Origin of the sequence: Streptomyces sp. NEAU-sy36, assembly GCF_013423905.1 — a bacterium.
In the GTDB taxonomy this organism is placed as follows: domain Bacteria; phylum Actinomycetota; class Actinomycetes; order Streptomycetales; family Streptomycetaceae; genus Streptomyces; species Streptomyces misionensis.
In genome coordinates, this window is sequence record NZ_CP058977.1 from 2,891,172 (window position 1) to 2,906,277 (window position 15,106).

Sequence of the window (15,106 nt, forward strand, 5' to 3'; positions counted from 1 at the left end):
CCATGGCTACTCCTGACTTCATCCGCACGCTGCGGGCCACGGCCGGCCGGCAGCTGCTCTGGCTGCCCGGGGTCACCGCGATCGTCTTCGACGACGAGGGCAGGGTGCTGCTCGGCCGGCGCTCCGACACCCGCAGATGGTCGGTGATCGGCGGCATCCCGGAGCCGGGGGAGCAGCCCGCGGACTGCGCCGTGCGCGAGGTCCACGAGGAGACGGCGGTGCACTGCGTGCCCGAACGGATCGTCCTGGTGCAGGCGCTCCAGCCGGTCACCTACGACAACGGCGACGTCTGCCAGTACATGGACATCACCTTCCGCTGCAAGGCGGTGGGCGGCGAGGCCCGGGTCAACGACGACGAGTCGCTGGAGGTCGGCTGGTTCGCGGTGGACGCGCTGCCCGACCTGCCCGACTTCGCGCTGTTCCGGATCAAGCAGGCCCTGACGGAGGGGCCCGCCTGGTTCGCTCCGGCGACACCCGGCTGAGCCGGCACCGCCCCGACCGCCCCTTTCGCCTAGGGTCTTTCGTTTGGATCAGGCCGGATCAGGGAGCGGGGTCTGGTGCGTGCAGATGCAAGGCGGAGGAGGGAGTCAACGCGATGGGGGTGCCCCCGCGCGAGCGAAGCCGAGCGTGGGGGAGTTGGCGACCGACGACAACGCCGCAGATGTGCGTGCCAGACCCCGCGAGCCCGGCATGATCCAGACGAGAGGCCCTAGGGTCGGCCCATGAGCACCAGCACCCAGCCCCTCGCCCTCGATCTCGTCGGCCGGACGGCCCTGGTCACCGGTGCCGCGAGCGGTATCGGCCGCGCCTGCGCGCTGCGCCTGGCCGCCGCGGGCGCCCAGGTCAGAGCCGTCGACCGGGACGAGGAGGGGCCGGCCCGGCTGGCCGAGGAGGCCAGGGGCGGCGCGGACCTCGCGGGCGACGTGCTCCCGCACGTCCTCGACCTGACCGACCTCGACGCCGCCGAGGCGGCCGCCGCCGGGACCGATGTGCTGATCAACAACGCGGGACTGCAACTGGTGCGGCCCATCGAGGAGTTTCCGCCGGACGTCTTCCACACGGTGCTGACCGTGATGCTGGAGGCACCCTTCCGGCTCGTCCGCGGCGCCCTGCCGCACATGTACGCGCGGGGCTGGGGCCGGATCGTCAACATCTCCTCGGTGCACGGCCTGCGCGCCTCGGCGTTCAAGTCCGCCTACGTGGCCGCCAAGCACGGTCTGGAGGGGCTGTCCAAGACGGCGGCGCTGGAGGGCGCCGCGCACGGCGTCACCTCCAACTGCGTGAACCCGGCCTACGTCCGCACGCCACTGGTGGAGAAGCAGATCGCCGACCAGGCGCGGGCGCACGGCATCCCGCCCGAGCGCGTGCTGTCCGAGGTGCTGCTGAAGGACAGCGCGGTGCGCCGGCTGATCGAACCCGAGGAGGTCGCCGAGGCGGTGGCCTACCTGTGCGGCCCGCAGGCGTCCTTCGTCACCGGCACGTCCCTGGTCCTCGACGGCGGCTGGACGGCCCACTGACCGCGGGCGGCCCGCCGACCGGGGCGGACGGGTTCACGCACCCCTGAGTTCCCGGCCCGTGACCACCTCGGAGTCGATCCGGACGAGCACGTCGTCGCGGACCGGCATCCAGGAGTCCGGCCCGTCGGCGGGGCACAGCGCGTGGGCGTCCGCGTCGGTCAGCAGGGAGGCGCGGCCGGTGACGACCACGCTCCAGCCGGAGCGGGTCGCGGCGTCGAACTCGTCCGCCTCGAAGGCGACCACGGCGCCGTCGATGGCGCGGACCAGGTCCGAGCCGGCCGAGGTGCGCAGCAGCACGGAGGAGTCCGCGTCGAGGCAGAAGTTGACCGGGAGGACCGCGGGAAGCGCCTGCTTGGTGTACACGACCCGGCCGACCGGCACCCTGGCCAGCAGGCGCAGGCACAGCTGCCTGTCGAGCGCGCGAAAGCCGTCGTTCTGGAGCACCGGTCCATCGTCCCCGCGGGGACGACGGACCGCATAGGGCCGGTCGGCCCTTGTCCGCCCGCTCACACCTTCAGGGTGAACCAGGTCGTCTTCCCCTCGTCCGTCGGGCGCACGCCCCAGCTGTCGGCGAGGGTGCGGACCAGGAACAGGCCCCGGCCGGACTCGTCGTCCCCGGTGGCGTGCCGGGGCCGGGGGAGCTGCGGGCTGTGGTCGCCGACCTCCACGGTGAGCTCCGTGGCGGTACGGCACAGCCGCAGTCCCACCGGGCCCTCGGCGTGCCGCACCGCGTTGGTGAGGATCTCCGACAGCAGCAGGAGCGCGTCGTCGGCCGGTTCGGGGCACTCCCAGGAGATCAGTGTCCGGCGCAGGAAGGCCCGGCCCTCCGGGACGGCGGCGGCGGTCGCCGGCAGCTGTGTGGTGACGGCGGCCAGCGGCGCCGCCGGGAGCTGGGCGAACAGCAGGGTCACGTCGTCGTCATGACCGTCGGCGTCCGGCAGCAGCTGGGCCAGCACATGGTCGGCGGCCGCCTCCAGATCGGTGGAGCGCGGGAAGAAGGCGTCCAGCACGGCGGTGAGTTCACCGACCCGGGCCTCGATGTCACTGCCCGGCGTCTCGATCAGCCCGTCCGTGTAGAGCACGAGCGTGGCGCCGGGAGCGATGTGCGAGCACGACTGCTCGTACAGCACCCCGCCGACCCCGAGCGGGGCGTTGACCGGGGCGGGCAGCGCGCGCACGCCCTCCCAGGGGCCGACGACCAGGGTCGGCAGGTGCCCGGCCGAACAGACCGTGACGGTGCCGTCGTCCGGCGCGACGACCAGGTAGCAGCAGGTGACCAGCTGGTCCGGCACGTCCAGGTCGGCGACCACCGAGTCCAGGGACTGCATCAGCTGGCGCGGCGGCATGCCCGTCTTGGCCAGCGCGTGCGCCGCCGAGCGTAACTGGCCCATCACGGCGGCGGCTTCGAGACCGCGGCCCATCACATCGCCGATGAGGACGCCGACCCGCCCGGCACCCAGCGGTATCAGGTCGAACCAGTCGCCGCCGACACCGGCGCCCTGGGTGGCCGGCCGGTAGCGGCTCGCGGTGTCCAGGCCGGGCAGCGCGGGCGGCGTCCCCATCAGGCTGCGCTGCAGGGTCAGGGCGATGTGCCGCTGCTGCTCCAGCAGGGCCGTCAGCTCCGCCTCCACCTGCTTGCGGTCGCTGATGTCGCGGACGATGGCGCACGCCCCGACGACCTTGCCGCCGGCGTCCCGGGTCGGCCACAGCGTGACGTCGACGTCCAGCAGCGAGCCGCCCTTGGTGACGCGCAGCGTCTCGAAGTGCTCGACCTTCTCGCCCTTGCGCAGCCGTTCGAGCAACGCCCAGATGTCGTCCTGGAGTTCGGTGGGCGCGAGCATGGACACATGGCGGCCCACGGCCTCCTCGGCGGAGTAGCCGTACAGCCGGGCGGCCGCGGCGTTCCAGTACGTGATCTCCCCGTCCAGCGTCTTGGCGAGGATGGCGTCCTGGGAGGACTCGACCAGGGCGGCGAGTTCGTTGATCCGGGCCTCGGCCGCCTTGCGGTCGCTGACGTCGCGCACGGCGGCGGAGACCAGCAGGCCGTCCGCCGTCTCCAGCGGGCTCAGGCTGATCTCCACGGGGAACTCGCTGCCGTCCTTGCGCAGTCCGTGCAGTTCGAGGCCCGCGCCCATGGGCCGCACCTGCCGGTTGGCGGCGTAGCCGTCGCGGTGCCGGGTGTGGTGATCGCGGAAGCGGTGCGGTACCAGCAACTCCACCGGGCGGCCCAGCAGTTCCTCGCGACGGTAGCCGAACAGCGCCTCGGTCTGGGCGTTGACCAGCCGGATCACCCCGGTGTCGTCCACGATCACCATGGCGTCGGGCGCCGCCTCCAGCAGCCCGCGGAACCGCTCCTCGGCCGTCGACGGGCCGCCCTGCGGCGGCCGGGCTCCGCAGCCGCACCGCCGGGGGGCCGCCGCGGGGCCCGCCGCACAGGCCCGCTCGTCCGCGCAAGCATTCATGTCTACCCCGCCAAGTCGCTCGTGCCGCTGTGGACATCCCAGCGCAATCGGCCCACCACCGTCGTGCGTTGTCGCGTCCTGGCCGGAACACGCGGTGGCGGCGGACGAACCTGTGCAGGACCGGTCGCCGGCCGAGCACAAGCGGTCGCGACCGTCATTGTGCCCGCCTTGGGGCCGGTCGGCCCCGTACCGGGACCCTCGGGTCCCTGCCCACCGGGCGCCGCCGGAGCGAGGCTGGGTGCGATCCCGCAGGGGACGTCCCGACAACAGGAGGTGGACGCCATGTCCCGCACCGTCACCGTGGGCCTCGACGGCTCCCCCGAGAGCCGCACCGCCGCCGAGTGGGCGGCGGGCGAGGCGAGGCTGCGCGGCCTGCCGCTGCGGCTGGTGCACGTGTGGGAGCCGGTGCCGCAGTCCATGGCGCAGGACCCGCTGATCGGGACGGCCGCCCAGAGGCACTGGAGCGAGCGGATCCCGCGGGAGACGGCCGAGGAACTGCGGCTGCGCCACCCCGGCCTCAAGGTGCTCTCCGAGCACCGGGACGGCTTCCCGGGGGAGGTGCTGGCGGCGGTCGCCGAGGAGTCCGAGCCGCTCGTCCTCGGCTCGCGGGGCCTGGGCCGCGTCGGTGGCCACCTGGTCGGCTCCGTCGGGTTCTCCGTGGTCTCGCGCGCCGGCCGGCCGGTCGTGCTGGTGCGTTCGGGGTGGCGGCCCGGCGCCGAGGGCGCCGAGGGGCCGGTCGTCGTCGGCGTGGACACCACGGCGCCCGACGACGCGGTGTTCGCGTTCGCCTTCGAGGAGGCCGAGCGGCGCGGCACGGCGGTGCGGGCCGTGCGCACCTGGAGCATGCCGCCGTACTACGTCTACGGGTTCGCCGCCGACCCCACCTTCGACCGGGAGTGGTCCGAGCAGGAGGCGGCCGTGCTCACCGAGGTGCTCGATCCGTGGCGGCGCAAGCACCCCGACGTCCGGGTCACCGAGGAGTGCGGCTACGGCAGCGCGTCCCAGCAACTGGTCGCGGCCTCGCACGGCGCGAGCCTGGTGGTCGTCGGCCGGCGCCGGCGCCCGGCGTCCTTCGGCACCCGCATCGGCCCGGTCACCCACGCCGTGCTGCACCACGCCACCGCCCCGGTCGCCGTCGTGCCGCACGACTGAACGCGGCGGAAGCGGGCCGTGCACGACGGCGTCGGCGGCGCGCGGGCTGCCCTCGTGAGCCCTGTACGCGCCCCCGCCCGCGCGAGCAGACTGCGGGACCTGAAGGAAGGCAGGTGGGTCACCGTGCTGTTGCGTCTGCCCGAGTCCGTGTCCGAAGCGCGGGAGAGCCTGGCCGAGGGGGCCGTCCCGGTGGGCGGGGCGACCCTGGCGTGGGCCGTCTGGCAGCGCGACGGGTTCCCCGAACTCGCCGTGTCCTTGAGGCGGTTGCCGGAGGCCAACGTCATCGGACCCGAGACGCTCGGCGCCGCCGTGCTGCTCGGGGAGATCGACGGCCGGGTGCCCGACGTGCTGCGCCTCGCGGCCGCCGGGGTGGGCACCGGGGCCGTCCGCCGCACCGCGACGGTCGGCGGCAACCTCGTCGGCAGCACCCTGCGCTGTCTGCTGCCCGCCGCACTGGTCCTGGACGCCCGGGCCACGGTGCTGGAACCGGACGGCCGCCATGAGACGGACCTGGCCGAAGTGGTCGCCAAGCGACCGCTGTTGCTCGCCCTGCGCTGGCGCACGCCGCTCGCCTGCGCGTACCGCAAGCTCCCCGCCGCGGCGGGCGGCCCGCCGCCCCTGGTCGTGGCCTCGGCCCTGCACCCCGGCGACGGCGCCGCGGCGCGCGTCCGGGTCGCCGTACGCGACGGCTACGACGTGCTCGACGCCGAGGTCGCCGCCGCCGGCGACCCGCGGGAGACCCTCCGCTCCCTGCGCACCACCGCGCTCGACGGCCTGCCCGCGGCCGCGTGGGCCGTCGTCCGGCCCCAGGTGCTCGGTCTGCTCGCGGGCCGTCAGGGCCTTGCGTTCGGATCAGGCCCCGCGAGCCCGGCATGAGCCGAACGAGAGGCCCTAGGTGTGTTGTCCCGGGACGTTGGTGACACGCGGGCTGGGTGCTTGAACAGGTGAGGGCCTTCTGGGTTCGGTGTGGATTGCGAAGTCTGCACCGACGTCCAGGAGGCCCTCGTGTCCCACCGTAATGCCCCGCTGACCCCGACCGGCAGGCTGCGGCTGGCCCGGTGTGTCGTGGACGACGGCTGGCCGCTGCGCAGGGCCGCGGAACGCTTCCAGGTCAGCCACACCACCGCCGCCCGCTGGGCAGGCCGCTACCGGCAGCTGGGCGCCGAAGGCATGCACGACCGCTCCAGCCGCCCGCACCGTCAACCCCACCGGACCCCGGCCGCCATCGAGGCACAGGTCGTGCGGCTGCGGCGCGAACACCGCATCGGCCCGCTGCGACTCGCGGCCCGAACCGGTATCGCCACCTCTACCGCCCACCGCATCCTGGTCCGGCACGGCCTGCCGGCTCTGGCCGCCTGCGACCGGTCCACCGGCGAGCCCGTGCGCCGCTACGAACGGGCCCGGCCCGGCGAACTGGTCCACATCGACGTCAAGAAACTCGGCCGCATCCCCGACGGCGGCGGCCACAAATTCCTCGGCCGCGCGGCCGGCCGGGCCAACCAGGACCGCCGCAGCGGCACCGGATACGCCTACCTGCACACCGCCCTGGACGACCACACCCGCCTGGCCTACACCGAAGACCTGCCCGACGAAAAGGCCGCGACCTGCGCCGCCTTCCTCACCCGGGCAACGGCCTGGTTCGCCCAGCGGGGCGTCACCGTCGAACGCGTCCTGACGGACAACGCCTGGGCCTACACGAAGAACACCTGGCGCGACACCTGCCGCGAGCTGGGCATCAGGCCCCGCTGGACCAGGCCCTGGCGACCGCAGACCAACGGCAAGGTCGAACGCTTCCACCGCACCCTGCTCGACGAGTGGGCCTACATCCGGCCCTACACCTCAGACGCCGAACGGCAGGCCGCGTTTCCCGACTGGCTGGACTGGTACAACTACCACCGACCCCACACCGGCATCAGCGGTTACCCACCAGCCAGCCGCGTCACCAACCTGTCCGAACAGCACACCTAGGTCGGGCTCGGCGGGATCTGCCGGGGGGCGCCTCAGCGCTCCAGCGGCAGCACGGACGCGATGAGCAGGGCGACGTCGTCGTGGCCCGCCGGGTGCCGCAACTCGCGCAGCAGCCGGTCGCAGGTGTCCTCCACGGAGTGGTACGGCGGCGCCAGCAGCCGCAGCAGCTCCCCGAGCCGGGTGTCGATCGGGTCGTCGCGCGTCTCCACCAACCCGTCGGTGTACAGCACCAGTTGGTCGCCGGGGCGCAGGTCGTGCGAGGTGGACTCGAAGGGCACGCCGCCGACGCCCAGCGGGGTGCCGGTGGGCAGGTCCAGCAGCCGCGGCGGCCCGCCGGAGGGGATCAGGACGGGCGGCAGATGACCCGCCGAGGCCACGTCCAGGCGGTACCGGCGGGGATCGTGCACCGCGTACACGCACGTGGCGATGTAAGGGTCCAGGCCGAGGGTGATCCGGTCGAGGTGGGTGAGGATCCGCGCCGGATCGAGATCGAGGTCGGCCAGGGTGGACGTGGCGGTGCGCAGCCGGCCCATGGTGGTCGCGGCCGGTATGCCGCTGCCCATGACGTCACCCACCGCGAGCGCGGTGCGGTCGCCGTCCAGCGGGATGACGTCGTACCAGTCGCCGCCGACCTCGCTCAGCGCCTGCGCGGGCCGGTACCGGGCGGCCACCTCCAGGCCCGGATGGCAGGGCGAAAGCCGCGGCAGCAGGCTGCGTTGCAGGGCCTCGGCGGTGCGGCGCGTGTGGTGGTGCAGCACGGCGTTGTCGATGCTCAGCGCGGCGCGCGAGGCGAGTTCGCAGGCCAGGGCGAGGTCGTCCTCGTCGAAGGGCGCGGGGTTGCGGGCGCGGGCCAGGCTCATGACGCCGATGCACTGGCCGCGGGCGATCAGCGGCACGGTGATGTCGGTGTGCACCCCGGCCTGGGCCAGCAGCCGGGCGGCGTCGGGATCGGCGGCGACGCGACCCACCTCGCGGCTCTCCAGGTGGGTGATCAGCAGCGGGCGGCCGTTGCGGATGCACTGGGCCGCCGGATGGTCCGCGTGGTAGACGGTGAGCCTGCCGGGCGGCACGAACGCCCCGACCGCATCGGTCGAGTAGGCGGTCTTCACCGCGAGCGCCCGGAACAGCGGCGGCCCGTCGCCCGGGTCCGTGCGGGCGGTGCGCAGCATGCTGTCCAGCAGATCCACCGCGACGATGTCGGCCAGCTCGGGCACCAGGACGTCGGCCAGCTCGCGCGCCGTCCGCTCCACCTCCAGGGTGGTGCCGATGCGCGCCGAGCCGGTGGCCATCAGCCGCAGCCGCCGCTGGGCCCGCTCGACCTCCCGGGCGGCCCGGTACCGGTCCGTGTCGTCCACCGCCACCGCGGCGATGCCCAGGGTCTGCCCCTGGTGGTCCTCCAGCCGGTACAGCGACATCGTCCACGCGCGATCGTTGTCCGGGTCGGCGGCGGTGCGGCCCACCACCTGCCGGTTCACCACCGGCACACCGGTCTGCAGTACCTCGCGCATCGAGGCCTCGACCGCGCGGAACGCCGGTCCGGAGAGCACCTCGTCGAAGCGCTTGCCGACGTGGTCGGCCTCGGGGACGCCGTGCATGGCCGCCAGGGCCGGGTTGACGACGACGTAGCGCAGCGCGGGGTCGAGGACGGACAGCCCGATCGGGGCCTGCGTGAACAGCCGGGCGGACAGGGCCGTGTCGCGCTCCACCCGGCGCAGGGTGGACCGGTCGGTGGCCAGCCCGAGCGCGTAGTGGTCGCCGAGGTGGTCCGTGAGCCGCATGTTGCGGAACTCGACCGTTCTGGTGCTGCCGTCCTTGTGCCGGATGGGGAACGCCCCCGCCCAGCCCCGGCCGGTCTGCATCACCTCGCCGAACAGGTGCAGCGCCGCCTTGCGGTGCTCGGGGCGCAGCAGCAGCGGCGCCGCGTACTGCCCGACCGCCTCCGCGCGGGCGTAGCCGAACAGCTCCTCGGCCTGGGGACTCCACATGTCGATCCGGCCGTCCGCCTCCAGCAGCACCGCCGCGACGCCCAGCAGATCCATCAGCCCGGTCGGCTCGGAAGCCCCCTCCGGGCCGGGTTTCTGCCCGTCGGGTCGCCGCGTCCCTTCGCTCATCGCGCTGCCTCCTTCCGCCTGCCGTCTCTTCCCGTCGGCCCTGTCCCGGACCGGAGCCTCACCTACGTCTACCCGCGCGGGAGATCCGCAGCAGCCTGAACGGCGTCGGTGCCCCCGGACCCCGCCGCCCGGTCCCGGGGCGGGGGCGGCGCGGGCGAGCCGGGACAGATCGGCCATGAGGGAGTCCAGCCAGGACACGGCGCGGCCCGCACCGCGGCCGGCTCCTTGTACGCACCCACGGGCGAGGCCCCCGCCCGCAGACACCCGGCGGTCCCGGCCGCGAGCCGGGCCACGGCGGCGAGCACGGCGGCGGCGATGTGGGGCCGGCCCGAGTCCTCGACGAGGGGAACACCGCGGGTGGCCTCCGGCCGGGTGGCGCCGGTGCCGGGTGCGGGTGGCCGTTCGCCCTGGTCCGGCGGGGTGTCGGGTGAGCCGGTCGGTCGTCGGGTGGGGTCGTGCGGGGTGGCCTCGGCCGCGGTGGGCGGGTCGGTTTCGTTCGTGGGGGTGCCGTCGGTGGGGGCGGCGGGTGCGGGTGGCCGTTCGGTGTGGTCCGGCGGGGTGTCGGGTGAGCCGGTCGGTCGTTCGGCGGTGTCGGATGCGGCCGGTGGGTCGGTGGCGTCGTACCCGTCGGGCGTGGTCCGTGGTCGGGTGGGGCCGCTCGGGGCGGGCCGCGGGGGTGCCCCGGGTGCCGTCGGCCACGAGGTGCCGGTCTCCATGGGGGCGTCCGGCGGCGTGGACAGGCGGGGCGGCCTGCTGAGCAGGGTGCGCGCGGCCAGGCCCGTGTGGGCCAGGGTGCCCGGGCGGACCCCGGGGCCCGCCGGCCGGTCGGCCTCCGGCACGCAGAGGGAGCGCAGCCGGTGCCCGGCCTCGCGGGCCGTACGGACGTCGGCGCCGGTCAGGGCGTACGGGGGCGTCCCGAGCAGCCTCGCGCAGTGCGCGGGGACCGACGCGGCGTGGGCGGCCCGCTCCCGGTACGGCGGCGGGTTCGGCTCCGGGAAGAGCAGCGCGTCGGCGACGACGAGCAGCGCCATGCCGGTGGTCGGGCCGAGCAGCCGCTCGCCGAGCGAGCCCGGGTGGTACGGCGGGAACGACGGCAGGATGGTGAGGAGTCGCAGCCCCGGCGCCGCTTCGGCCGGCCGCGGACCGCCCACCGCGGAGAACGCCGACGCGAACCCGATCACCAGCATCCCCGCCACGGCGCTCCAGGTCCGCACCGACAGCCGCGTCCCGACGGTCACCGGCACCCAGCCCACCGGGATCAGCCGCAGCACCACCCCGGCCCGCTGCCGCCCGGTGCCCGGGATTCTGGAGCCCAGTGCCACGGCGGCGAACAGGGCGCAGACCGCCGCGGCGGGGCGGTCGAGGCCGTAGCGGAAGAGATGGGACCCGGCCGCGGCGACCAGCGTCACCTGGACCGCCCGGCGTCCCGGGGCGGCGTACGGCGCCGGGAGCCGGCCGGCTGGAACACCAGACACTCCTCCAGGCTCACGCATCACCGCCCGCCCGGCATCCGCGCGGCTGCCGGGCGGGCGGTGGGCGGGCGGTCAGGACAGGGCGAGGTCGTCGGCGTAGACGTTGCCCTGGCCGTACCAGCCGTGGACGTACACGGTGACGGTCCCGCTGGCGCCGGTGGTGAAGGAGACCTTCAGCTGGTTCCAGCTCGATCCGCTGGACCAGGTGCTTGCGGTGGCGCCGCCGTTGACGCCGAGGTAGGCGTAGGGGCCCTGGACCCAGCCGGTGAGCGTGTAGGTGTGGTTGGGGGAGAGGGTGACGGTCTGGTCGCACTCGCCGGTGCCGGCGGAGTCCGGGGTGATCTGGAGGGCGTGGCTGCCGGAGTGGACCGGGGCGGCGACCAGGGTGCTGCCGCCGGTGCAGGTCCAGGGGCCGAGGCCGCCGGCCTCGAAGCCGGCGTTGGTCAGCGACCCGCCGTCGGTGCCGCCCCCACCGCCGCTGCTCGTCACGGTGAGCGTGTAGGTGGCGCTGTGCCTGCCGCCGGTGCCCGTGCCGGTGACGGTGATCGGGTAGGTGCCCGCGGCCACGGACGAGCCGACGTCCGCCGTCAGGGTCGAGGTGCCTCCGGACGTCACCGAGGCCGGGCTGAAGGAGACCGTGACGCCGGAGGGCGCGCCGGACGCGGCGAGGGCGACGGATTCCGCGCTGCCGGAGGTGGTGGCCGTGGTGACGGTCGCGGTCGCGGTGCCGCCCTGGGCGACGGAGGCGGAACCGGGGGCGAGGGACAGGGAGAAGTCACTGGTTGTACCGCCGCCCCCGCCGCCGCCCGCGCTGCCCTCGTACGGCACGAAGGCGTCCGTGAACGCGAGGCTGCTCTGGCTGATCTCGCTGCACGTGGGCAGCGAGTTGGCGCTGCCGCCGCACGGCTGGTCGCGGTTGACGGACCAGAAGGACAGCCGCCCCACGCCGTTCTGCGCGGCGAAGTTCTCCACGGTCTGGGCGTCGGCCAGGGTGAACGTGGAGCCGTCGTCGTTCTTGCCGATCATCGGGGTGATGCCGAGGTTGGCGTAGCCGTAGCCGGAGTCGACGGACTGCATCTGCGCCAGCGTGGACCTGGCGGCGTCGATCGCGCCCTGGCCCATCTCGGTGCCCGTGCCGGCGTAGTAGTCCATGGCCATGATGTTGACGACGTCGATCCGGACGCCCGCGTTCTTGGCGGCCTTCAGGATGTTGACGCCGTCATTGGTCAGCCCGCTGGTCAGCACCGGCAGGGTGACCGAGAACCGCAGGTCCGGGTTGGCCGCCTTCAGGTCTTTCATGGCCTGCATCTGGCGGGCCGCGGCCGCGGTGTCGGCGACGGCGGCGCCCTCGACGTCGAAGTCCAGCTGGGTGACGCCGTAGTCGTCGATGAGCGCCTGGTAGCCGGCGTCGATGCTGCTCTGGGTGGTGCAGGTCCAGGCGAGGGGCAGTCCGCTGGCGCCGCCGGAGGAGATGATCACGGACGCGCCCTCGGCCTTGGCCCTGGCGATCTCGGGATCGGTGTAGGAGTCGTTGCCGATGGGGAGGGTGTCGCCCCAGACCTGGTTGCAGCCCTCGCCGAGGACGAAGGCGGCGGTGTAGGCCTTGAGGTGGTGGCCGGTGATCGCGGTGTCGAGCAGCCCTTCCTGACCGTTCGACATGTCGACGTAGGGGGCGACCGAGTAGACGCTGCCGGCCGCGGCGGCGGTGGCCGCGTCGCTCGCGGGGGCGGCGGCGACGGCCGCGCCGGTGGCCGCGAGCGCGAGCGCGCAGACGGAGGCCGCCAATCTTGCCAAGTGCATGACAGTGCCCCTTCCGGGGATGTCCCCAGGGCGTGGGGTGGTGGGGTGGTGGGGTGGTGGTCCGTGCACGGCCCGGATGTTGGTACATACCAAACAGCGCGCACCCCACCCCGTCAAGAGGACTAGACCAACTCGAAACCTCTGAACTGGACGTCCATACGCCCGAGTTGACACCCCTTGCGGCATTGCCTCCCGCCGTCGCGAAATCCGCGCCCCGAGAACTGTTATCCGGGGCGCCTCGAACGGTCTCCCAGGTGTCGGGAACAATCGTTCGGCGTCAAGGACGGGAAACATCTGATGAGCACACGGCACACGGACGCGGTGGAGACGGCGGCCCTGGTGACCGCGGCCCGTGAGGGGGACGCGGCGGCCCAGGACGCCCTGGTCAGCGCCTACCTCCCGCTGGTCTACAACATCGTGGGGCGGGCACTGAACGGCTCGGTGGACGTCGACGACGTGGTGCAGGAGACCATGCTTCGCGCCCTCGACGGCCTCGACGGGCTGCGCACGCCCGAGCGCTTCCGCTCCTGGCTGGTCGCGATCGCGATGAACCAGGTCCGCGCGCACTGGCAGGACCGGCAGTCCGCCCCCGCCGCCGTCGAGGAGGCCGAGGACCTGGCCGATCCCGGCGCCGACTTCGTGGACCTGACGGTGGTGCAGCTGCAACTCTCCGGCCAGCGCCAGGAGACCGCCCACGCCACCCGCTGGCTGGAGCCGGACGACCGGGGGCTGCTGTCCCTGTGGTGGCTGGAATGCGCCGGCGAACTGACCCGTGCCGAGGTCGCCGCCGCCCTGGAACTGACGCCCCAGCACACCGCCGTCCGCGTCCAGCGGATGAAGGCCCAGCTGGAGGCGGCGCGGGTGGTGGTACGGGCGCTGGACGCACGGCCGCGCTGCGAGGAGCTGCGGGTGGTGCTCGCCACCTGGGACGGCAAACCCTCCGCGCTGTGGCGCAAACGCGTCGCCCGGCACGCCCGCGGCTGCCCGCGCTGCTCCGGCCTGTGGAGCGGACTGATGCCCGCGGAGGGCCTGCTCGCCGGTCTCGCGCTGGTCGCCGCCTCGCCCGCGCTGCTCGCCGCCCTGCGCTCCGCCCCGGAAGGGCTGGCCCCCGTCGGCGCGGCGACCCCGCTCGGGGCCCCGGCGGGAACCGGCGGCTCGAATGGACGTCCCGGCACCGGCCGCCGCGCCGCTCGTGGCCGCCCGGGTGGCCGCGGCGCGTCCCGCCGCCGCAGGCGGCTGCGGCGCCGGGCCGTCGGCGGCGCCGTCGTCGTCGCCTGCCTCGCGGGCGGCGGCCTGTGGTACTTCGGCACGGACCTTGGATCAGGCGGCGGGGAGCCGACCGCGGACCGCGGCGCACGCGCCTCCCTGGCGGACCTCTCCACGCCCGGCACCGCGCCCGCCCCGCCCTCGCCCTCCCCGTCCGCCTCGACGTCCGAGAAGCCGAAGAAGCCGAAGAAGCCCGGGAAGACGGCCAGTCCGACGCCCACGAAGAAGACCAGCCCGACACCGCACCGCTCCACCCCGCCGCCCCCCGCGCACACCACCGCACCGCGGCCCCCGGCGCCCAGCGGCACCGTCGGACAGGTGATCGCGCTGGTCAACCAGGAGCGGGCCAAGGCCGGTTGCTCACCGCTCGCCGAGGACCCGCAACTGGACCGGGCGGCAAAGGCGCACTCCGACGACATGGCGGCCCGGCACTTCTTCGACCACGTCAACCCCGACGGCGCCGATCCCGGGCAGCGCATCACCGCCGCCGGATACCGGTGGTCCGCGTACGGCGAGAACATAGCCATGGGCCAGCAGAGCCCGGCCTCCGTGATGAACTCCTGGATGAACAGCCCCGGCCACCGCGCCAACATCCTCAACTGCTCCTTCAAGAACATCGGCGTCGGGGTGCACGACGGCACGGGCGGACCCTGGTGGACCCAGGACTTCGGCACGAAGATGTGACCCCGGCCGCCCGCCGCCCCCTGGACGGGGCGACCGCCCGGGGCCGCCACCCCGTTCGCGCGCGGCGGTATTACGCTGGATGACCGTGTCACCGCCACGTCAGCAGGGGTGCGGGGCCAGAGATTCAGGGAGCGACCGATGACAGCGGGAACCGAACGAGCCGTACTGGCGGGCGGTTGTTTCTGGGGCATGCAGGACCTGATCCGCAAGCAGCCGGGCGTGGTCTCCACCCGCGTCGGCTACAGCGGCGGCGACACCCCCAACGCCACCTACCGGGACCACGGCGACCACGCCGAGGCGATCGAGATCCTCTACGACCCCTCGGTCACCAGCTACCGCGACATCCTGGAATTCTTCTTCCAGATCCACGACCCGACCACCCGCGACCGCCAGGGCAACGACATCGGCCGCAGCTACCGCTCCGCGATCTTCTACGACGGCGAGGAGCAGCACCGCATCGCCGTGGACACCATCGCGGACGTCGAGGCGAGCGGACTGTGGCCCGGGAAGGTGGTCACGGAGGTCGAGCCGGTGGGCGACTTCTGGGAGGCCGAGCCCGAGCACCAGGACTACCTGGAGCGCTACCCCAACGGCTACACCTGCCACTTCCCGCGGCCGAACTGGAAGCTGCCGCGCCGCGCGTCGTCCACCACGGACTGAGCGGCCGCCCCGGC

At 74.1% G+C, this 15,106-nt stretch carries 12 protein-coding genes; 7 read left to right on the forward strand and 5 right to left on the reverse strand.

Annotation, left to right across the window (positions count from 1 at the left end; genetic code table 11):
• The first annotated feature begins 2 nt into the window (after positions 1–2).
• A complete protein-coding gene (locus HZZ00_RS13315; RefSeq protein WP_180332373.1) occupies positions 3–482 on the forward strand; it encodes an NUDIX domain-containing protein in 480 nt (159 codons plus the stop codon).
• 240 nt (positions 483–722) lie between these two features.
• Positions 723–1,517 (forward strand): 3-hydroxybutyrate dehydrogenase, encoded by a 795-nt coding sequence (locus tag HZZ00_RS13320; protein ID WP_180332374.1) that lies wholly within the window; start codon positions 723–725, stop codon positions 1,515–1,517.
• Between the two features lie 33 nt (positions 1,518–1,550).
• Here the strand turns inward: HZZ00_RS13320 and HZZ00_RS13325 are convergent, their stop codons facing one another.
• Positions 1,551–1,961, reverse strand: coding sequence for a pyridoxamine 5'-phosphate oxidase family protein (locus HZZ00_RS13325; RefSeq protein ID WP_180332375.1), 411 nt, complete (start codon positions 1,959–1,961; stop codon positions 1,551–1,553).
• A gap of 62 nt (positions 1,962–2,023) precedes the next feature.
• Complete coding sequence (locus HZZ00_RS13330; protein WP_180332376.1) at positions 2,024–3,979, reverse strand: PAS domain S-box protein; 1,956 nt, start codon at positions 3,977–3,979, stop codon at positions 2,024–2,026.
• 282 nt (positions 3,980–4,261) lie between these two features.
• Here HZZ00_RS13330 and HZZ00_RS13335 point away from each other — a divergent pair, with 282 nt between their 5' ends.
• The 3 genes from HZZ00_RS13335 (at position 4,262) to HZZ00_RS13345 (ending at position 7,099) form a co-directional block, all read left to right on the forward strand.
• The gene (locus HZZ00_RS13335) at positions 4,262–5,131 is read left to right on the forward strand and encodes a universal stress protein (RefSeq protein WP_180332377.1); all 870 of its coding nucleotides are present in this window, start codon (positions 4,262–4,264) and stop codon (positions 5,129–5,131) included.
• A 123-nt stretch (positions 5,132–5,254) separates the two neighbouring features.
• Positions 5,255–6,007, forward strand: coding sequence for an FAD binding domain-containing protein (locus HZZ00_RS13340; RefSeq protein WP_180333494.1), 753 nt, complete (start codon positions 5,255–5,257; stop codon positions 6,005–6,007).
• A gap of 129 nt (positions 6,008–6,136) precedes the next feature.
• Positions 6,137–7,099: an IS481 family transposase gene (locus tag HZZ00_RS13345; RefSeq protein ID WP_180328369.1), complete on the forward strand. Its 963-nt coding sequence runs from the start codon at positions 6,137–6,139 to the stop codon at positions 7,097–7,099.
• A gap of 32 nt (positions 7,100–7,131) precedes the next feature.
• Here the strand turns inward: HZZ00_RS13345 and HZZ00_RS13350 are convergent, their stop codons facing one another.
• From HZZ00_RS13350 to HZZ00_RS13360, 3 genes are all read right to left on the reverse strand, one after another.
• Complete coding sequence (locus HZZ00_RS13350) at positions 7,132–9,210, reverse strand: SpoIIE family protein phosphatase (protein ID WP_180332378.1); 2,079 nt, start codon at positions 9,208–9,210, stop codon at positions 7,132–7,134.
• 68 nt (positions 9,211–9,278) lie between these two features.
• Entirely contained in the window at positions 9,279–10,685 is a 1,407-nt protein-coding gene (locus HZZ00_RS13355) for a hypothetical protein (RefSeq protein ID WP_180332379.1), read from the reverse strand.
• Positions 10,686–10,754: 69 nt separating this feature from the next.
• Positions 10,755–12,482, reverse strand: coding sequence for a carbohydrate binding domain-containing protein (locus HZZ00_RS13360; protein WP_180332380.1), 1,728 nt, complete (start codon positions 12,480–12,482; stop codon positions 10,755–10,757).
• A 297-nt stretch (positions 12,483–12,779) separates the two neighbouring features.
• Between HZZ00_RS13360 and HZZ00_RS13365 the strand changes: the two genes are divergently transcribed.
• Positions 12,780–14,432, forward strand: a complete 1,653-nt coding sequence (locus HZZ00_RS13365; RefSeq protein WP_180332381.1) for a sigma-70 family RNA polymerase sigma factor — start codon at positions 12,780–12,782, stop codon at positions 14,430–14,432.
• A 138-nt stretch (positions 14,433–14,570) separates the two neighbouring features.
• A complete protein-coding gene (gene msrA, locus HZZ00_RS13370) occupies positions 14,571–15,092 on the forward strand; it encodes a peptide-methionine (S)-S-oxide reductase MsrA (RefSeq protein ID WP_180332382.1) in 522 nt (173 codons plus the stop codon).
• Positions 15,093–15,106 lie beyond the last annotated feature (14 nt).